The organism is Pseudomonas sp. UBA4194 (genome assembly GCF_002379585.1).
In the GTDB taxonomy this organism is placed as follows: Bacteria; Pseudomonadota; Gammaproteobacteria; order Pseudomonadales; family Pseudomonadaceae; genus Aquipseudomonas.
In genome coordinates, this window is sequence record NZ_DFUE01000040.1 from 52652 (window position 1) to 71893 (window position 19242).

The window sequence follows — 19242 nt, forward strand, 5'->3', positions numbered from 1 at the left end:
ATGCACCTTGTGGTCATCGATGATTGGACAGTGAGAACACGTGTGAATGAATTCATCGCCCCGGTGGAATTGGCCAAGGCTTACCGGTTGCTCAACCACGGACCCACGGTGCTGGTGTCGGCTCGCTACGGTGACACTCAGGATGTGATGGCCGCTGCCTGGGCGTGTGCCCTGGACTTCGTGCCGGCCAAGCTCACGGTGGTACTGGACAAGGCTACGGTGACCCGTGGGCTGGTCGAGCAGAACGGCCTGTTCGTGATTCAGGTGCCCACCGTGGCGCAACTGCGGCTGACCCACGCGGTGGGCAGTGAAAGCCTGGCCGAACAGCCTGAAAAGCTGGCCCGCGCCGGGGTCGAACTCATCCAACTGGGCGACCAGCCGCTGCCGTTCGTGGCGGGCTGTTCGGCGTGGCTGGCGTGCCGCTTGATCAGCGAACCGCACAATCAGCAGGCGCACGACCTGTTCATTGGTGAAGTGATCGGTGCCTGGGCGGATACGCGGGTGTTCGAAGGCGGGCATTGGAAGTTCGAGCAGGCCGATCCGCAGCTGCGCAGCTTGCATTACGTGGCAGGTGGGCATTTCTACGCGATCGGGGAGGCGATGGATGTGCCTGGGGTGGATTGAGATCGGGGGGGATGGTCCCCTCACCCCGGCCCTCTCCCTGGGGGAGAGGGAGCAAAAAGCGGATCGCGGTGGTGCGACTGACGGTGATCAGCTCCCTCTCCCTCAGGGAGAGGGCTGGGGTGAGGGGACCTGTCACCACAAATCCCCAACCCTGCGTCAACACGCCTCTTAAGGAACACCGCCCCGTGCCGATAACCCCATCAGGTATCTGCCGCTAAGGCAATTTCCGCCCCCTGGATACTTACTCCCCCTGACAGGATTTGCACCTTGGCGTACAACCAGAAAAAATTTCTAATCGTCGACGACTTCTCCGATTTCCGCAGCTCGGTCAGGTCGATGCTGCGCGATCTCGGGGTCAAGGACGTGGACACTGCCGACACCGGCGAACAGGCGCTGAAGATGTGCGCGCACAAGCGTTATGACTTCGTCCTGCACGATTTCAACCTGGGTGACGGCAAGAAGAACGGTCAGCACGTGCTCGAGGACTTGATGACCGACAAGCTGCTCAGTCATGAAAGCGTGTTCATCATGGTGACTGCCGAGAACAGCCAGGCCATGGTGATGAGCGCGCTGGAGTGGGAGCCGGACGCCTACCTGACCAAGCCTTTCAACCGTGCCGGCCTGGCCCAGCGCCTGGAAAAGCTGGTGCAGCGCAAAACCATGCTCAAGCCGATTCTTCAGGCGCTGGACAAAGGTGTACCGAGCCAGGTGCTGGACGCGTGTGCCCAACTGATCGAGCAAGACCCGCGCTATGCGCCACTCTGCCTGCGCTACAAGGCCGACGCGCTGCGTGACCTGAACCAGCACGAGGCCCTTGAGGCGCTGCTCAAGACGGTACTCGCCGACCGGCCGACGCCTTGGGCGTTCCGCGCCCTGGGCAGCCTGTTGTTCAAACGCAAGCGGTTGGCCGAAGCGCAGGGCATCTACGAACAGGCCTTGAAAACCTTTCCCAGTTTCCCGGCGCTGTACGACGGCCTGGCCGATGTGCTGGTGGCCGGCGGCGATGCCAAGCGCGCGCAGCGCGTGCTGGAAGACGCGGTGCGCCTGTCGCCATTGGCGGTGCGCAGGCAAAGCCTGCTGGGGCGCCTGGCCTATGATAACGAAGACTTCGAAAGTGCCTCACGCGCCTACCGGCATGCCGTCAGCCAAGGCCAGCATTCGCGCTTCAAGGACCCGGAAACCAACCTCGGTTTCGCCCAGGCCCTGATGAGCAAGCACGGCGATCAAGGCCTGGATGCGCGCAGCCGCATCGAACTGAACCAGACCCTGGCTGAAGTCGACAAGGACCACGGCCACAACCCTGGCCTGCAAGTGCGCACCCGTCTGATGAAGGCCAGCAGCCTGGCGCAGTCCGATCCCGAGGCGGCGGCGAAGTTGACTCAGGAAGCCGTGGCGAAGCTGCAGGGCCTGGACGAGTTTCTCAGTGCCAATGCCGCGCTGACGGTGGCTGGGCAGTTGCAGAAGCTGGGCCAGGAAAGCGCCGGTGCCGGTGTTCTGCGTACGTGCGCCGAGATCTATGGCGACGACCCGGCGGTGATGCAGAATATCGCCAGCAAGACCAGCGACCCCAGTATTCTGGGTGCTGGCAAGCTGGCCATGGACCTCAACCTGCTGGCCGTGCGCAGTTTCAAGAATGGCGAAGTCGATCAGGCCCTGGCGGCGTTCCGGCGAGCATTGCAGTTGCAGCCCAAGAACATCAGTATTGCCTTGAACCTGGCCCAGGCCTTGCTGGCCGGCAAAGGCGCCTCGGTCGATGCAGCCATGCTGCAGGAAGGGCAAGCCTGCCTGAGCATGATCGGCACGATGCCCGAGACCGATGCTCGCTACGAGCGTTATCAGAAACTGCGGAACAGGGCCTTTGGTGCATGAGCGACGAGCAGGAAGGTCTGAATTTCTCCATGGTCATAGCCTCCACGGTGCATGACATGAAGAACTCGCTGGCCACGGTCATGCAGGCGCACAACGACTGGCTGCAGCGCCTGCCCGAGCCTCTGCGCGAAGGTGCCCAGCGTGGCGTCATCGACTACGAGTTCGCGCGTCTGAACGGCATGATGGTACAGCTGCTGGGTCTGTACAAACTGGGGGTCAACCAGTTGCCGCTGCGGCCGGACTATCACGAGGTGGACGATTTCATCGAATCGCAGTTGGCCTTGCACCATGAGGTGCTGGGCAGCCGTGGCGTGGTGGCCAGCTTCGAGGTGGACGACCTGTGTCCGCTGGGGTTCTTCGACCGCGAGTTGATTGGCTCGTTGGTGGCCAACGTCATCATCAACGCCATCCGCTTTGCGCGCCACGCCATCGAGATCAAGGCGTGGGAGGAGGGGGGGCAGTTGCTGCTGAGCATCAACGACGACGGTCCCGGTTACCGCCCCGAACTGATCGAGCTGCAGTCGGATTTCGAGCAGGGCATCAATACCGTCAGCGGCAGCACCGGGCTGGGGTTGTATTTCGCAGCGCGGATCGCCGAGCGGCACCAGCGCAATGGTGTCAAGGGCACTATCGAACTGGCCAATGGCGGGCGGCTGGGCGGCGGCTTGTTCATCCTGCGTCTGCCGTGACGAGGAATTGCCCGGTTATTTGGCCACGCCGCGCAGCACCTGATCCTGGATGTACAGCAACCAGCGTTCGCGCGCCTGAGGTGCGCTGAGGTCCTGGCCGAGGAATGCGCACAGGGTGTGCAGGTTGGAAAGGTAGAAGTAGCACAGCGAGGAAATCATCAGGTAGGTGTGGGTCAGGTCGATGTCCTCGCGGAACCGGCCCTGGGCCTGGCCTGCACGGATGATCGGGGCCAGGTTGCCCAGTGCCTGACCGGACAGCGCCGACAGGTTCGCGGATTTTCTCGAGTGCCGCGCCTTGTGCAGGTTCTCCGTGTTGAGAATGCTGACGAACTCGGGGTGTTTGAAATAGTAATCCCAGACGAAGGCCACCAGTTGTGTCAGCGCAGTGCTGGCGCAATCGAGTTCGAACCGTTGCTTTGCCTCGGCGAGATTGAACTGCTCGTAGGTGTGTTCCAGCACTTGGATGAACAGCTGCTCCTTGCTTTTGAAGTAGTAGTAGATCATCCGGTCGTTGGACTTGGCCAGGCGCGAGATCTTCTCGATACGCCCGCCCGAGTAGCCGTCCTGGCTGAACACGCGGATCGCCGCTTTGAGAATGCGGGCGCGGGTTTCGTCCGCTTGCTGGGCGCGCACGCCGGTGTTCCTGGTGGCCATGGGTCGGAGCTCCTTGTGATGGGGGGATAATAGCGGGGTTTTGTGGTGAATGGTCCCCTCACCCCAGCCCTCTCCCTGAGGGAGAGGGCTGGGGTGAGGGGACCATTCACCACCGATCCCAACCCTGCCACGTTGACATCATCCACCCTCAACACCACCATACCCCCCACACCCCTACAACCAGATACCCCATGCCTTTAGCCCGCCTGTTCACCCTTTGCTGCTGCCTGCTCATGACCCTGCATACCCAAGCCGCCGAATCGTTCAGCTCCGATCGCCTCACCGTCGAAGTGGTCGGCCAGGGCCCGGACGTCATCCTCATTCCTGGTCTGGCTTCTTCCCGGGAGGTCTGGCGCCCCCTGGCCAAGCGCCTGGCGGCCGACCACCGACTGCACCTGGTGCAACTGTCGGGCTTCGCCGGTCAGCCCTGGCAGCATGGCGACGGTCCACTGCTGGAACCGGCGATGCAGGAGCTGGACCGTTATATCCGTGACTCGCAGCTGCAACAGCCCAAGCTGATCGGTCACTCCCTGGGTGGGTTGATGGCGCTGCGCCTGGCACAGGCCCATCCGGGGGACGTCGGGGCAGTGATGACGGTGGACAGCCTGCCGTTCTACAGCGCGTTGTTTTTCCCCGGTGTCACGGTGGAACAGGCACGCCCGGTGGCCGATCGTGCGGCGGCAGAAATCCTCAGCCTGGAACCGAAGATATTCGCCGAGCGTCAGGCCGCTGTCGCTCAAGCACTGACCCATGACCCCGCCACCCGCCGCGCCATCGTCGACTGGTCGCTGGCCAGTGATCGGCAGGCCATGGCCACGGCGTTGCACGAAGCGATGATCACCGACGCGCGGCAGGGGTTGGCGGCCATGACCACCCCGGTGACGGCGGTCTATGCCGATGCCGGGCGAGAACCGGCGCAGGTGGATGCGCTGTGGGAGCAAGGCTATCGCGACTTGCCCGGGGTCAAGCGGGTGCGCATCGAGCGTAGCCTGCACTTCATCATGAGCGATCAGCCGCAGGCGTTCGATAAGGCCGTTGACGAGTTTTTGCGCCAGCCTTGATGCGCCATTGCGGCTGTACACCGCGACTACGCCTATAGGGGGGGCGCGGCGAATTCGATGCGCTCGGGGATGCGGTTCATCAGAACCTTGCCCGCGCGGATGGACACCCGTGCCTTGGCTTGCTGGCGCACGGCTTCGTAGTCGCTGTCGGCACCCAGAATCACCAGGTTCGCCGGCCGTCCCACGGCGATGCCGTAGCCCTCGCCCAGGTTCAGGGTGCGGGCGCTGTGATCGGTGACCAGGTCCAGACAGCGTTGCAGGTCATCGAAGCCCATCATGTGACAGATATGCAGGCCAGCGTCCAGCACCCGCAGGATGTTGCCGTTCCCCAAGGGATACCAGGGGTCCTTGATCGAATCCTGGCCAAAGCAGACGTTGAGGCCGGCCCGGTCCAGCTCGGCTACGCGGGTGACGCCCCGGCGCTTGGGAAAGGTGTCGAAACGCCCCTGCAGGTGAATGCTTTCGGTAGGGCAGGAGACGAAGTTGATGCCCGACTGCTTGAGCAGGCGAAACAGTTTCGAACAGTAGGCGTTGTCGTAGGAACCCATCGCGGTGGTGTGACTGGCCGTTACCCGGTCGCCCATGCCGCGTACGCGAGCCTGCTCGGCCAGCACTTCGAGAAAGCGCGAGTGAGGGTCGTCGGTTTCGTCGCAATGCACATCCACCAGGCAGCCCGTGCGCTCGGCCAGGTCCATGAGGAACGCGATCGAGCTGACCCCTTGCTCGCGGGTGTTCTCGAAATGCGGAATGCCGCCCACTACATCGGCGCCCATGGCCACGGCGCGCTCCATGAGTTCGCGGCCGCCGTGGTACGACTCGATGCCTTCCTGGGGAAACGCGACGATCTGCAGGTCGATCAGGTGGCGCGCTTCTTCGCGCACTTCCAGCATCGCCTTGAGCGCCCCCAGGGTCGGGTCGGTGACGTCGATGTGGGTGCGCACGTGCTGGATGCCGTGCTCGGCGAGCATACGAATGGTGGTATGGGCGCGCTGCTTGGTATCGTCGTGGGTGATGGTTTCCTTGCGCTGCCCCCAGCGCTCGATGCCCTCGAACAGGGTGCCGCTCATGTTCCACTGCGGGTCGCCTGCGGTCAGCGTCGCGTCCAGGTGGATATGGGGTTCTACCAGCGGTGGAATCAGCAGTTGGCCGCCGGCATCGATATCGCCGTCAGTGGCGGTGACGCGGGCGGCCTGGAGATGGATGGCGGCAATGATCGGACCGTCGCAGACGACGGTGTGCAGCCCGGGGACTTTTCGCAAGGTGGCGTTGATGATGTTCATGCAAGGTCCTGTTCCGAGGTCGGGATGGACCGATCTTGCCATAAACCCGCAACGCGCACATCGCGCACGGTCAGCTCAGTTGCAACCAGATCGGCGCGTGGTCCGAGGGCTTTTCCATGGCGCGCAGGTCGTAATCCACGCCCGCGGCCTGAACCCGCGGCAGCAGGCCGGTGGAGGCCATGATCAGGTCGATGCGCAGGCCGCGCTTGGGTTCGTCTTCGAAACCGCGGCTGCGGTAGTCGAACCAACTGAAGCGGTCGGCCACGTCCGGGTGCAGGTGGCGGAAGCTGTCTACCAGGCCCCACCCCTTCAAACGTTCCATCCACTCGCGTTCCTCGGGCAGGAAGCTGCACTTGCCGGTTTTCAGCCAGCGCTTGGCGTTGTCGGGGCCGATACCGATGTCGCAATCCTGGGGGGAGATGTTCACGTCGCCCATCACCACGAGGGCCTGGTCCTGGCTGAACTGGTTTTCCAGCAGCGCTTGCAGGTCGCTGTAGAAGCGTTGCTTGGCCGGGAACTTGGTGGGGTGGTCACGGCTTTCGCCCTGGGGGAAGTAACCGTTCATGATGGTCACCGGCTGGCCATTGGCATCGGCAAAGGTGCCCCAGATGAAGCGACGCTGGGCGTCTTCTTCGTCGGTGCTGAAGCCTTTGTGAATGCTCAACGGTTTGGCGCGCGACAGCAGCGCCACGCCGTAGTGACCTTTCTGGCCGTGGTAGTGCACTTCATAGCCCAGGGCCTGTACGTCGGCGAGGGGGAACTGGTCGTCCGACACCTTGGTTTCCTGCAGGCCGATCACATCCGGCTGGTGCTTCTCGATCAGCGCCGCCAGTTGATGGGGGCGTGCACGCAAGCCGTTGATGTTGAACGAGACGATTTTCATGGTCGCGGGTCCTGGCAAAAGCGCGATGCTAACGGAGTGGGGGGCCGGGGGCCAGCCTGATGTGGTGTGTCAACGCCGGCCCCTCGCGGGCAGAGCCCGCTCCCACACCAGATCTGCGTGTAACCTGAATATTCCGACTGACACTCCCCCTGTAGGAGCAGGCTCTGCCCACAAAATGGCCAACCCTGACACCCCACACCCCCGGCCCCACCCCCAATCCTGTAGGAGCGGGCTCTGCCCGCGAAGGGCCGGCACTACCAACGGAACCCTCATCGACCGTCACCGTCCATTGTGTACCCTGCATGACTTGCACAAGGATCGCCGCAATGCCTCATACCCAGACCACCGCTGCAGAAGTTCGTCAGCTCGATGGTGGTTACGCCCGCGAGACCCGCGCGCTGCTGTACCAGACCTATATGCTGGACCCCACCTTTGCCTACCTGTTCGAAGCCCAGCGCCCCGGTTTCGAACGGCGCGTACGCTCCACCGTGCGCCAACTGGTCAATCAGCATTTTCTTCAGGACCAACCCGCACTGGGCCTGTTCGTCGATGATCGCCTGGCTGCCGTGGCCCTGATCGCCCCGCCCCAACGCCGCCTCGGCATTACCGAAAGCTGGGCCTGGCAGTGGCGGATGATGTTGGGCACCGGTGTGGATGGCACCCGGCGCTACCTCGACTACCACCACGCCGTGCAAGCCTGCCTGCCGTCCGACGCGGTACACGTACTGCCGTTGATGGGCTTGCATCCAGAGTTCAAGACCCAGGCCATGGCTGAACAGCTGCTCACCGCAGTCCACAACTGGTGTGCCCAGGACCTCAGCTCCGAAGGCGTAGTGCTGGACACCGGCAACCCCGAATACCTGCACTTCTTCCAGCGCCAGGGCTACACCCAGATTGGCGAAGTGCCTCTTGGCCCGGTAATCGAACACGTGTTCTTTCACCCCAATCCTGAAACGCTGGGTTACAGCGCACCGTTGAATTTGAACGGTTAATGTCGCTGGCAAGGTCCAAATCGACACACTCGCCGTGATAGCATCCGCCTATGAAATATTCAGGACGATTGGCCGGCAGCCTGACGCTGCTGGTCGCAAGCATGGCGGCCCAGGCACAGAGTGTGCTCGATGTGCGCGTCACCCCCGCCAATTCCGAGCTCAAGGCAAATGTCGAGGGCTACATAGGCAGCCTTGGCGATCGCAACGAGGAGGCCCTGTTGCGGTTCAGTCGCGGTGCCGAGGAGCAAGCCCAGAAAGCCGCGCAGGCGCTGGGCTACTACCAGGCCAGGATCGACAGTGAGGTACAGCCGGGCGAATCGCCGCGGCTGCTGCTGAAGATCGAACCCGGGGAGCCCATTCACCTGCGCAACGTCACCGTGCGTGTCGAAGGCCCGGCCACCGAGCTCAAGGCTTTCAGGGTGCCCAAGAGCACTGCACTGGCACCCGGCGCGGTGCTCAATCACGGTCATTACGAAGATGCCAAGCGTCTGATCCAGAACCAGGCCTCGCGCTACGGCTTCTTCTCCGGCACCTTCAGCAAACAGCGTCTGGCGATCGATCCGCAGGCCGGCGTGGCCGACATCGAACTGGTCTACAACAGTGGCCCGCGCTACAAGCTGGGCAAGGTCCACTTCGAAGGCGACACCCCGTTCGATGACGAACTGCTGCAGCGCATGGTGCCGTTCAACGAAGACACCCCCTACGATTCGGAACTGGTGGCAGAACTCAACCAGGCCCTGCAATCGAGCGGCTACTTCGAAGGCGTGCGTGTCGACGCGGCGCCCACCGCCGCTGCCCAGCGGGTGATTCCGGTGGAGGTGCAACTGACTACCCGCAAGCCCCGTACCATGGGCCTGGGGCTGGGCTTCTCCACGGACGTCGGCCCGCGCGGCAAAGCCAACTGGACCCGTCACTGGGTCAATCCACAGGGCCACAGCTACGGCGCCGAAATGGAGTTGTCCGCTCCCCGGCAGAACGTCGGGCTGTGGTACGACGTGCCTCTGGATCCTCCGCTGACCGACAAGCTGCGCTGGGCTGGCGGCTATCAGTACGAAGAAATCGCCGATACCGACAGCCTGAGCAAACTGCTTACCTTCGGCCCCGAATGGCACAGCAAGTTGCCCAGCGGTTGGCAACGGGTGATTTCGTTGAAATGGCAGCGGGAAGAGTATCGCCTGGGCGATGACTCCGGGCTCAGTACCCTGTTGATGCCGGGCATCAGCTACAGCTACCTCAAGAGCGACAACAAGGTCGATCCGCACAATGGTTATCGACTGCAGTTCGACGCCCAGGTGGCCAAGGAAGGGTTGTTGTCCGACACCAACCTGTTGCATGGCAACGTATTGCTCAAGGGCTTGACCACCGTGGCGCAGAACCACCGTTTTCTGGGGCGCGTGCAGTTTGGCGGCAGCGCGACCAATGGCTACAAATCGATTCCACCGTCGCTGCGCTTCTTCGCGGGCGGCGATCAGAGCGTACGCGGCTACGACTATCAGACATTGTCCCCGGAAAACGCCGATGGCGATCGGGTAGGCGGCCGTTACATGGTCGCCGGCAGTGTCGAGTACCAATACTCCATCGCCGAGAAATGGCGGGTAGCGACCTTCATCGACAAGGGCAACTCGTTCAACGACCTCAAGCTGCCGAGCCTGAAGACCGGTGTCGGGGTAGGGGTGCGATGGGTCTCGCCGGTGGGGCCGATCCGTCTCGACCTGGCCCACGCAATGGACGATGACGGTGGCGTGCGCCTGCACTTTTCCATGGGGCCGGAACTGTGAAGCCTGGCGTGAAGAAGGGTTTGAAAATCGGTTTGGCAGTGCTGTCGGGCCTGGTCATTCTATTGGTTGCCGGGATCGGTCTGGTGCTGGGTACCGAGTCCGGCAGCCGCTGGGCGCTGGCGCGTGTGCCGGGGCTGAGCGTGGAAAACTTCCACGGCAAGATCGGCGGCCATTGGCGCGCCGACCGCCTGGTTTGGCAGCAGGACGCCACTCGCGTCGAGGTGCTGGCGCCGGAGTTCGACTGGTCGCCAGGCTGCCTGCTGCGCATGACCCTGTGCATCGATACGTTGCACAGTGGTGCCGTGAGCCTTCAATTGCCCGCCGCCGAGGCTGACCAGAGCAGCGGCCCGATCACATTGCCGCAACTGCAGTTGCCTGTGGCCATCGAGCTGGGCGACATCCAGATCGCCAGCGTGCAACTGGATGGCGTCGAACAGCTCAAGGGGCTGCAACTGGCTGCCCACTGGACCGCCGCTGGCCTGAAAATCGACAAGGCCAGTCTGCAGCGCGATGACCTTTCCCTGGAACTTACCGGGACCCTGCGCCCCGACGGCCAGTGGCCAATGGACGTCAGTGCTCACGTGCAACTGCCCGAAGTGGATCAGAAGCCCTGGAGCCTGGACCTGGTCGCCAAAGGTGATCTGTTGGCAACGCTGAACCTGCAAGGCCAAAGCCAGGGCTACCTGGAAGGTCTGGTCAGCGGTGAACTGCAACCGCTGGCCGAGCATTTGCCGGCCCAGCTGCGGATCACCAGTGATGCCTTCAAACCCGGCGCGGATCTGCCTGATACCTTGGCCTTCAATCAACTGGAACTGCTGGCCAAGGGTGATCTGCAGGCTGGCTACGCCATCGACGGCCACGCCAGCCTGCCCGCCGAGCAGGCACCGATGAACCTGCTGCTCAAGGGGCGTGTGGATGCCAAGGGCGCCATCATCGAAACCCTCGATATTGCCGCCAGCGATGCCCAGCATCTGAAGGTGAGCGGCAGCCTGGACTGGCAGACCGGACTAGGGGCCGACGCCAGGCTCGACTGGTTGGACTTTCCCTGGCACCGGCTGTACCCGGTGATCGAGGAACCCCAGGTCAAGGTTCAACGGTTCAAGGCTGAAGTCAGCTATCGCGACGGCAAATATCTGGGCAACTTCAACGGTGCTTTCGATGGCCCGGCTGGAGCCTTCACCTTGCTCAGCCCGTTCAGCGGCGACCTGGGTCAGGTGTTCCTGCCGCAGCTGGAGCTGGTAGCGGGGCAGGGCAAGGCCAGCGGGCATTTGAACCTGCAGTTTGCCGATGGCATTGCCTGGGACACCGCGCTCGACCTCAGCGCCATCGATCCGGCCTACTGGGTTGCGCAGATGCCCGGCAGCCTGGCCGGGCCGTTGCGCAGTAAAGGCAGTTACAAGAATGAACAGTTGAACCTGGACGCCGACCTCGATCTCAAGGGGCGCTTGCGGGGCCAACCTGCGGTGCTCCAGGCCAAGGCCCAGGGTGCCGGGCAGCGCTGGACGCTCGGCAACCTCGACGTACGCCTGGGCGACAACCGCATCAATGGCAGCGGCAGTCTGCAACAACGCCTGGCCGGCGCGCTGGATCTGAACCTGGCGCGCCTGGGTCAGCTGTGGCCAGGGCTGCAAGGGCAAGTCAAGGGCCAGCTGCAACTGGCAGGTACGTTGCAGGCGCCTCAGGGCCAACTGCAGTTGCGCGGACATCAAGTGGCCCTGGACGCCAACCGCATTCAGGGCCTAACCCTGGATGCCGCTGTCGATGCCCAGCAACGCGGCACCCTCGCCCTGAGTGCAAGCGGGATCCGAGCCGGTGAGACCGAACTCGGTACCTTGACCGCCAAGGGGCAGGGCGACGTCAAGCGTCAGCAGCTGCAACTGGGACTCAAGGGCCCGACGGCCAATCTGGCGTTGGGCCTGGACGGCAGCCTGGATCAGGGTAACTGGCGTGGTCGTCTGGCCAGCGGTGATGTCCAGGTCGGTGGCCAGGACTGGCGCCTACAGGGCCCAGCCAGGCTTGAATACCTTGCCAATGGGCAGATCAACTTCGGTGCGCACTGCTGGCGGTCGGGTCAGGCCAGTCTGTGCGGCGAAGACCAGCGGCTGGCGCCCCAGCCGCGCCTGCGCTACCACCTCAAGCAGTTCGAGCTGCAAAGTCTGGCCCAATTCATGCCCAAGGATTTTGCCTGGCAAGGTTTGCTCAACGCCGATGTCTCGGTGGACATCCCGGCCGCAGGGCCCAGTGGTCAGGTGGTCATCGATGCCGGCAATGGCACCCTGCGTGCACGCAGCAACGATCAGTGGGTGGACTTCCCCTACCAGACTCTGCGTCTGACCAGCAAACTGACCCCAAGCCGCATCGACACCGAGCTGGATTTTCGCGGTAACCGCCTGGGTGAGTTGCAGGTGAGCACCCAGATCAATCCGCTGCCGGCCAATAAACCCATCACCGGCAGTTTCCGACTCAACGGCCTGGACCTGTCGGTGGCCAGACCGTTTGCGCCCATGGTCGAAACCCTTGCCGGACGCCTGGATGGCAGCGGCCAGATCAGCGGCGGCCTGCTGGCACCTCAGGTCAATGGCACGGTCAACCTGAGCGGCGGTGAAGTGTCCGGCGCCGAGCTGCCCACCACGCTGGAGGCACTGCAGGTGCAGGCGCAGATCGCCGGTGAAAGCGTGCAGCTGCAGGGCAGCTGGAAGAGCGGCAGCAGCGGCCAGGGTTCGTTGGCGGGCACCATCGGCTGGGCCAATGCGCTGGACGTGGATGTGCAGCTCAAGGGCAGCCGACTGCCGATCAACGTGGAGCCCTATGCCACTCTGGAAGCCGCACCGGATTTGAGCATCAAGATGAATGGCGAGCGGCTGGCGGTGGCTGGGAAGGTGTTCATTCCCAAGGGCGCTATCGTCATTCGTGAGTTGCCGCCGTCTACCGTCAAGCTGTCCGATGACGCGGTGATCGTGGGTAACCAGACCGAAGAAGGCAAGACACCGCTGCCGATGGCCATGGATATCGATGTCGAGGTTGGGCAGGAGAAACTCAGCTTCACTGGCTTTGGTCTGACCGCCAATCTGGCAGGGCATGTGCACATCGGCGACAACATGGATACCCGTGGCGAACTGGCGCTCAAGGACGGCCGCTACGCCGCCTATGGCCAGCGGCTGACCATTCGCCGCGCGCGTCTGCTGTTCGCCGGGCCCATCGACCAGCCTTACCTGGACATCGAGGCGATTCGTACCACCGACGATGTGATCGCTGGTATTCGCTTGACCGGCAACGCCGAGCAACCTACCAGTGAAGTGTTCTCGGAGCCGACCATGAGCCAGGAGCAGGCATTGTCGTACCTGGTGCTCGGACGCCCCTTGGGTAATAACGGTGAGGATAATAACGTGTTGGCGCAAGCGGCCCTGGGGTTGGGGCTCATGGGCAGTTCCGGTGTCACCAGCAAACTGGCGACTGACCTGGGCATCCAGGATTTTCAGCTGGATACCCAGGGCAGTGGCGATGCCACCAGTGTCGTCGCCAGCGGCAACCTGTCGGAGAAACTCAGCCTGCGTTACGGCGTTGGCGTGTTCGAGCCCGCCAACACCATTGCGCTGCGCTATCTGTTGAGCAAGCGGCTGTACCTGGAAGTTGCCAGCGGCGTAGCCAGCTCACTGGACTTGTTCTACAAGCGCGATTTCTGACCGAAGTCAGCCCAGGGTGGGGCGCGGGGATGTGGCGCCGGTCAGCGGCTTTGCCAGCCGGGGCCGGGGCCGCCGTGTTGGCCGCCACCGCCACCGCCACCGTGGCCACCGCCACCACCATGACCGCCTCCGGGCGGCATGAACAACCAGCAGCCACTCAGGCTCAGGGTCAACAGAAGGGGAATCAGCAGGGTGATTCGACGAAGCATTCGCAGGTCCTCATGATAATGAAACGCCAGCCCGTGTCGGGCAAATGCGCTGTAATATGAGACCGCACAATGGTCGAGGCATCCCGGTACATGGGTATGCGCTTGGCATGCACGAAGATACAAACCGGATACAAAGGCCGGTCAACATGAACGTCAGGAACGCAGAATGACCCAAGCACAACGCATCAAATACTCCCTGCTGATTGCCATCGCCGTACTGCTCATCATGCTGGGCCTGTCGTGGCTGCAAACACAGGGCACCATCACCGAAAAAATGTTCCAGTACATCGCCATGGGCGTTGCGGTGTTGGTCGTGGTGATCAACGGTGTGATGCGGCGCAAGGTCAAACGCCCCTGAGCCGCACCCTAGACCCGATTCAGTCCAGCATCTGCCGGGCGGCTGGGTCCAGGCTGTAGGTCTTGTCCGTGTTGAGGGTGATCACGCCTTCAGCGCATAGCCGCTTGAGCACCTCGCGCACGCTGAGGAACGACAGCGGGATGTCCAGTTTCTCCAACTGGCTGTGCACGCCGCGTACACCGATGTTCTGCCCCTCACGCGCGGCGCCATGCAAGGCATCGATGACCTTGAGGCGAATCAGGCTGGTGCGCAGGCCGTAGGTGCGCAGCAGTTCCTTGATCTGCTCGTTGCTGCTGTTGTCGTGCGCCTGCGTCCGGTTTTGCGGCTGTGCAGGCCCAGCTCGGGTGCCCGGGGTGGGGTGTGACGAATTCTGCATGCGAAAACTCCTTTTCAGAAACGGTTCCTGTCGGTGAAAAAGCTGCTCACCTCTATTAAGACGTTTGAGCAGGGTAAATCGTGAAAATTGTTTGTGTAAATTTTGTAAATGGGGTGAGGGGACCATTCACACCCGGTATCAATCCGTGCAGAAAACCCATCCAATCAGCGCTGAACTATCTTTCCCACCTCATGCTCCAAAATGACGCAACGTAAAATCAATAACGTGTGTTGGAGTAATTTATGTTCAAGAAGACATTGGCTGCCGTTGTAGCAACTTCCGCTCTGCTGAGCGCCGGCGTGGCGCTGGCAGACAAGCCAGGTGCCGGCTGGATCACCATTGAAAAAGCCATCGAAACCGCCAAGGCCAAGGGTTACACCGAAGTCTGGAAAATCGAGGCCGACAACGACGGCTACTGGGAAGGCGAAGGCAAGAAGGCTGACGGCGTGACCTACGAGTTCCGTATCGACGGCGCCTCGGGCAATGTCCTGCGTGACCAGAAAGACTGATGCTTGAACCGGCCGGAGCTGCATGCTCCGGCGACCCACCTGCCCAGTCCTGCGGCAGGGCTTGCCGACCGGCATCGGGCTATGGCGTACTGCGGCCTTCGCGATCTTCAATAAGGTAGCCGCCGATGTCCGCGCCACACGCTGTCGAAACCGAATCCATCTCCTTCGTCGACCTTGTGCAGTTGCTGCGCGAGATCTTCCTGCGCCACGGTACCTCGCCAGAGGTCGCCCGCATCCTTGCCGACAATTGCGCTACGGCGCAGCAGGATGGCGCCCATAGCCATGGCACCTTTCGCATACCGGGCTACCTGTCGACGCTGGCCAGTGGCTGGGTGGACGGCAAGGCAGTGCCGGTGGTCGAAGACGTGGCCAGCGGCTATGTCGCCGTCGATGCCGCCGGTGGTTTTGCCCAGCCGGCTCTGGCGGCGGCGCGAGACCTGCTGGTCGGCAAGGCGCGCGACGCGGGTATTGCCGTGCTGGCCATCCGTAATTCCCATCACTTCGCCGCGCTATGGCCCGATGTCGAGCCGTTCGCCAACGAAGGGTTGGTAGCCCTGAGCGTGGTCAACAGCATGACCTGTGTGGTGCCCCATGGGGGCAGCAAGCCGTTGTTCGGCACCAACCCCATCGCCTTCGCGGCGCCGTGTGCCGGTCAACCGGCGCTGGTGTTCGACATGGCCACCAGCGCGCTGGCGCACGGGGATGTGCAGATCGCTGCGCGCACTGGCCAGACCCTGCCGGCGGGTAGCGGTGTGGACCGCCATGGCCAGCCGACCCTCGATCCCAAGGCGGTTCTGGACGGCGGAGCACTGCTGCCGTTCGGCGGGCACAAGGGGTCGGCATTGTCGATGATGGTCGAACTGCTGTCGGCGGCGTTGACAGGCGGTCATTTCTCTTTCGAGTTCGACTGGAAGAAGCATCCGGGGGCACAAACGCCTTGGACCGGGCAACTGATCATCGTCATCGATCCGAGCCAGCGTCAGGGACAGGACTTCGCCAAACGCAGTCGCGAATTGGTGGAGCGCATGTATGAAGCAGGTCAGACGCGGCTGTCGGGCGATCGTCGCTATCGGCAGCGGGCAAAGGCGCAGAGTGAAGGCATCGCTATGCCTGCCGAGGAGCTTGCAAAGCTCAGAGCGTTGGCGGCGGTATAGATGAGATAAGTGTGTTTCAAGGGGGTGAAGCCGTGTGATCAAGGCGGCTCAGGCGTGTCGCTGAATACACCTGAGCCGCACTGGGGGAGGCGGGCCTGCAGAGGCCCGCGTCGTCACCCGATCCAGTATCGCCTGATCAGTTACGGCGACCGATCAGCAGCCCCACCACCAGGCCGAAGCCTGCCGACAGTGCAACGGTCTGCCATGGGTGGCCGCCGATGTACGTCTCAGTGGCATCCACCACAGGCTGCGCACGCTTGCGTACACCACCGACCGAGTCAGCGGCTTGCTTGAGCTTCTGGCTGACCTGCTCGCGCAGGGTGTCGGCTTCCTCACCCACCAGCGACGCGCTGCTCTTGAGCAGCTTTTCCGATTCTTCGATCAGGGCTTGCAGCTCACTGAAGGCCTGGTCCTTGATTTGGTCTTCGGCCGCTTGCGCGGCGGTCTTACGGGCCATTTCACTACTCCTGGTGTGTATTTAAGGCAGTAATCAGTTGAGTCCTGGGCCGTAAGAAAGTTGCAGCCTGCCAGGCTCCGTCGCCCTCGGTCCTACAATGTTTCATGTTGGGCGGTGTAAGATGGCGGCTGTTTTTTCCAGTGACAGGTACCTGTGCAATGAGCTTCAACCTCGCCAACCGCTCCCTCGCCGAACGCGCCATGATCGAGGACGAGAAGGCCCGTCTCTATGAGCTGTGGCAGAGCAATCTGGGCAAGGCCAAGGCCGATGCGGCTCGGCTGATAGGCGAAAAAGCCAAGCGCAAGGGCAAATGGGCAGAATGGGTGCGCACGGAACTGGACGGCATGTCACCGCCCGAATACGCCAACATGGTACGGGCTGAAGTGAACAAGCTGATGGCCGCTGCCCGCTGAAATGGCAGGGCGGTTCAATACCCGGTAGCCGCCGGCAGGCTCAGCTTGCCGGTGTCACTGAAGCGTACGGTGCCCAGCAAACCGCCGGCCAGCTTGCCGCGCAGTTCATAGGGCAAGCCCTCCAGGCTCTGAGTGGCGCTCAGGCCCACTGCCTGACGCAGCGCCGAAAAGGCCGAGACGCTGACCGGTACCACCAGCAGCCCCTCCGAAAACCCCTCGATCCGACCGCCCTGGTTACTCACGCCCGCCGCTAAGGGCTGGCCGTTGACCTCCAGGTTGAGTGCCACGCCGCTGTATTCAATGGCGCTGTCGTTCGGATTCTGCACCCTCAGTTTTACAGCGAAACGAATCTCCAACTCTTGCGCGGGCAAAGGCTCGATGCCCACCAGGTTGATGGTCACCGGATCACGCTGAGGAAACAGCGCACAGGCGCTCAGGCTGATGAACACAAAGGCGGCGATACAGTGGCGCAGGGCACGGGGCATGGTGGCGGCATCTCGCTGGGTCGGGTCGTGTGCATTGCGCTCGGCCATCGGAGCTGAGCGTCGGGGGCATTGTGTGCGACCACGACAGGGACCTGCGGTTTCATTCTCGGGCAGTGCGTGGCTCAGTGATTGGAGGCACTGCGCCATTGACGAGGGCTGACGCCGAACCAGCGGCGAAATGCGCGAGAGAATGCGCTCGTTTCCGAGTAGCCCAGCAGCGGGGCCAGCTCGGACACACTCAAATCCTGCTGGCGCAGGTGTCGCAGCGCCATCTCCTGACGAATCTGGTCGAGCAGTTGGGTGAAGGTCACACCGTGTTCGCGAAGCTTGCGCTGGATCATCCACTGAGGCAGTTGCAAGGTGCGGGCGAGGCGCTCAAGTGACGGCTCGGCCAGGTGCAGGGTGGTGCTGATCGCGTGGCGGGCCTGGGTCAGCAGATCATCGCCGGTACGGCCTTTATCGCCCAATTGGCGGATGGCATCCTTGACCACCATCAACAGCATCGGATCGCTGCCGGGCATGGGTTTGCCGACAATTTCATGCTTGGGGATCAGGATCGAATTGAACGGCTGGGCGAAGCTCACGTCGGCCTGGAAAACGTCGCGATGTTCCTGCCAGTCCTGAGGCCTTGCGTGCTCGAAGGCCACGGCGCGCGGTGCCCAGTGATCACCCAGGACATGACGGACCAGGTTCATCGCCATGCCCATGGTCAGCTCGGCATCCTGGCGGCGCTTGCCGATGGCGCCGTGCTGCACCAGGTAGTCGAAGCTGTAGCACTCGCCTTGATCGACCAGACGGATGAGGGTGCTGTGCTGGTGATAGGGAAAGGCTTGGGCGAAATTGGCCAGGGCTTCTTCCAGTGTGGCCGAGCACAGGCCCACGTAGCCCAGCAACCCGAGGGCCTTGGGTTGAAACTGCTGGCCATAGCGCAACCCGAAGTTGTCACAGCCGGTTTGCCGGGCAGCTTCCTCCAGAACCTGGCAATAGTTGGGCAGGGCCAGGCTCAGGGTAGGGTGCAACAGTTGTTCGGGATCGATGCCGGCATGGCCGAACACCCTGTCCAGATCCCCGCCGTGCCGGGTGATGAAACTGTCCAACCCGCTGGCTGCCGCCGATAACACCCCTTGATGGTTGCTGCGTGTGAAGGGTTGCAAGAGGGCTTGGGACATGAGGGCAGGGCACCGTACAGGGATGTATGAAAATATTTCAAGCAAATAATGTTCCTCCTTCACGTCCCCCGGCGATCCCACCACCCCCATCGCGGGCAGAGCCCGCTCCCACAAGAATGCCGTAAAACCACCACCCCCCCCCTGTGGGAGCGGGTTCTACCCGCGATTGGCCCTACCAGCCACTGCAACCCCCCGATCCACCGGCGATCCCACCACCGCCATCGCGGGCAGAGCCCGCTCCCACAAGTATGCTGCAAAACCACCACCCCCCCCACCCTGTGGGAGCGGGTTCTACCCGCGATTGGCCCTGCCAGCCACTGCAACCCTCGCATCCACCGGTGATCCCACCACCGCCATCACGGGCAGAGCCCGCTCCCACAAGTATGCTGCAAAACCACCACCCCCCCACCCTGTGGGAGCGGGTTCTACCCGCGATTGGCCCTTCCGGCCACCGCAGGCCTTGGATCTACCGGCGACCGCATGGCCACCATCCCGCTTCAACACTGATCCGATCTGGGGCGTTGGTGGGCGGTTTGCCCCGGATTTGCGCACGGGCTTCAAACTTGACCGCAAACGACTATTCTCGTGCGGTGCGGTCA

The 19242-nt window shown here is 62.7% G+C and carries 19 protein-coding genes; 11 read left to right on the forward strand and 8 right to left on the reverse strand.

All coding sequences use genetic code 11. The features are described from left to right. Positions 1 to 42: 42 nt before the first annotated feature. The 3 genes from B3397_RS10650 (at position 43) to B3397_RS10660 (ending at position 3182) form a co-directional block, all read left to right on the forward strand. Complete coding sequence (locus tag B3397_RS10650; protein WP_296249818.1) at positions 43 to 624, forward strand: flavin reductase family protein; 582 nt, start codon at positions 43 to 45, stop codon at positions 622 to 624. 267 nt (positions 625 to 891) lie between these two features. Continuing rightward, a complete protein-coding gene (locus tag B3397_RS10655; protein ID WP_296249820.1) occupies positions 892 to 2493 on the forward strand; it encodes a tetratricopeptide repeat-containing response regulator in 1602 nt (533 codons plus the stop codon). After that, entirely contained in the window at positions 2490 to 3182 is a 693-nt protein-coding gene (locus B3397_RS10660; RefSeq protein ID WP_296249822.1) for a sensor histidine kinase, read from the forward strand. The genes B3397_RS10655 and B3397_RS10660 overlap by 4 nt, the downstream gene beginning before the upstream one ends. A 15-nt stretch (positions 3183 to 3197) precedes the next feature. Here B3397_RS10660 and B3397_RS10665 read toward each other — a convergent pair whose 3' ends face one another. Beyond that, positions 3198 to 3836: a TetR family transcriptional regulator gene (locus B3397_RS10665; protein ID WP_296249824.1), complete on the reverse strand. Its 639-nt coding sequence runs from the start codon at positions 3834 to 3836 to the stop codon at positions 3198 to 3200. A 191-nt stretch (positions 3837 to 4027) separates the two neighbouring features. Between B3397_RS10665 and B3397_RS10670 the strand changes: the two genes are divergently transcribed. Next, a complete protein-coding gene (locus tag B3397_RS10670; protein WP_296249826.1) occupies positions 4028 to 4897 on the forward strand; it encodes an alpha/beta fold hydrolase in 870 nt (289 codons plus the stop codon). Between the two features lie 32 nt (positions 4898 to 4929). Here B3397_RS10670 and codA read toward each other — a convergent pair whose 3' ends face one another. After that, positions 4930 to 6177 carry a cytosine deaminase gene (codA, locus tag B3397_RS10675; protein WP_296249828.1) on the reverse strand — a complete coding sequence of 416 codons (1248 nt, stop codon included), beginning with the start codon at positions 6175 to 6177 and terminating at the stop codon, positions 4930 to 4932. A gap of 70 nt (positions 6178 to 6247) precedes the next feature. Further along, complete coding sequence (gene xthA / locus B3397_RS10680) at positions 6248 to 7060, reverse strand: exodeoxyribonuclease III (protein ID WP_296249830.1); 813 nt, start codon at positions 7058 to 7060, stop codon at positions 6248 to 6250. Positions 7061 to 7386: 326 nt separating this feature from the next. On the opposite strand from xthA, the gene B3397_RS10685 reads away from it, so the two are divergent. From B3397_RS10685 to B3397_RS10695, 3 genes are read left to right on the forward strand one after another with little or no spacing between them, the layout of a single operon-like run. Beyond that, positions 7387 to 8052, forward strand: a complete 666-nt coding sequence (locus B3397_RS10685; protein WP_296249832.1) for a GNAT family N-acetyltransferase — start codon at positions 7387 to 7389, stop codon at positions 8050 to 8052. 50 nt (positions 8053 to 8102) lie between these two features. Then, a complete protein-coding gene (locus B3397_RS10690; protein WP_296249834.1) occupies positions 8103 to 9830 on the forward strand; it encodes an autotransporter assembly complex protein TamA in 1728 nt (575 codons plus the stop codon). A gap of 8 nt (positions 9831 to 9838) precedes the next feature. Beyond that, positions 9839 to 13513, forward strand: coding sequence for a translocation/assembly module TamB domain-containing protein (locus B3397_RS10695; RefSeq protein ID WP_296249836.1), 3675 nt, complete (start codon positions 9839 to 9841; stop codon positions 13511 to 13513). Positions 13514 to 13554: 41 nt separating this feature from the next. Here the strand turns inward: B3397_RS10695 and B3397_RS10700 are convergent, their stop codons facing one another. Further along, positions 13555 to 13722, reverse strand: coding sequence for a hypothetical protein (locus tag B3397_RS10700; protein WP_296249837.1), 168 nt, complete (start codon positions 13720 to 13722; stop codon positions 13555 to 13557). Between the two features lie 166 nt (positions 13723 to 13888). Between B3397_RS10700 and B3397_RS10705 the strand changes: the two genes are divergently transcribed. Then, entirely contained in the window at positions 13889 to 14080 is a 192-nt protein-coding gene (locus tag B3397_RS10705) for a hypothetical protein (RefSeq protein WP_296249841.1), read from the forward strand. Between the two features lie 19 nt (positions 14081 to 14099). On the opposite strand, the gene B3397_RS10710 is transcribed toward B3397_RS10705, so the two are convergent. Beyond that, a complete protein-coding gene (locus B3397_RS10710) occupies positions 14100 to 14456 on the reverse strand; it encodes a fe2+ zn2+ uptake regulation protein (RefSeq protein WP_296249844.1) in 357 nt (118 codons plus the stop codon). A gap of 242 nt (positions 14457 to 14698) precedes the next feature. On the opposite strand from B3397_RS10710, the gene B3397_RS10715 reads away from it, so the two are divergent. Continuing rightward, entirely contained in the window at positions 14699 to 14965 is a 267-nt protein-coding gene (locus B3397_RS10715) for a PepSY domain-containing protein (RefSeq protein ID WP_296249846.1), read from the forward strand. A gap of 125 nt (positions 14966 to 15090) precedes the next feature. Further along, complete coding sequence (locus B3397_RS10720; protein ID WP_296249847.1) at positions 15091 to 16119, forward strand: Ldh family oxidoreductase; 1029 nt, start codon at positions 15091 to 15093, stop codon at positions 16117 to 16119. 136 nt (positions 16120 to 16255) lie between these two features. Here B3397_RS10720 and B3397_RS10725 read toward each other — a convergent pair whose 3' ends face one another. Beyond that, positions 16256 to 16576: a DUF883 family protein gene (locus tag B3397_RS10725; protein WP_296249851.1), complete on the reverse strand. Its 321-nt coding sequence runs from the start codon at positions 16574 to 16576 to the stop codon at positions 16256 to 16258. 158 nt (positions 16577 to 16734) lie between these two features. Here B3397_RS10725 and B3397_RS10730 point away from each other — a divergent pair, with 158 nt between their 5' ends. After that, complete coding sequence (locus B3397_RS10730; protein ID WP_296249853.1) at positions 16735 to 16989, forward strand: hypothetical protein; 255 nt, start codon at positions 16735 to 16737, stop codon at positions 16987 to 16989. 14 nt (positions 16990 to 17003) lie between these two features. Here the strand turns inward: B3397_RS10730 and B3397_RS10735 are convergent, their stop codons facing one another. Further along, a complete protein-coding gene (locus tag B3397_RS10735; protein ID WP_296249876.1) occupies positions 17004 to 17474 on the reverse strand; it encodes an LEA type 2 family protein in 471 nt (156 codons plus the stop codon). Positions 17475 to 17596: 122 nt separating this feature from the next. After that, positions 17597 to 18643: an AraC-like transcriptional regulator QhpR gene (qhpR, locus tag B3397_RS10740; RefSeq protein ID WP_296249854.1), complete on the reverse strand. Its 1047-nt coding sequence runs from the start codon at positions 18641 to 18643 to the stop codon at positions 17597 to 17599. Positions 18644 to 19242: the final 599 nt, after the last annotated feature.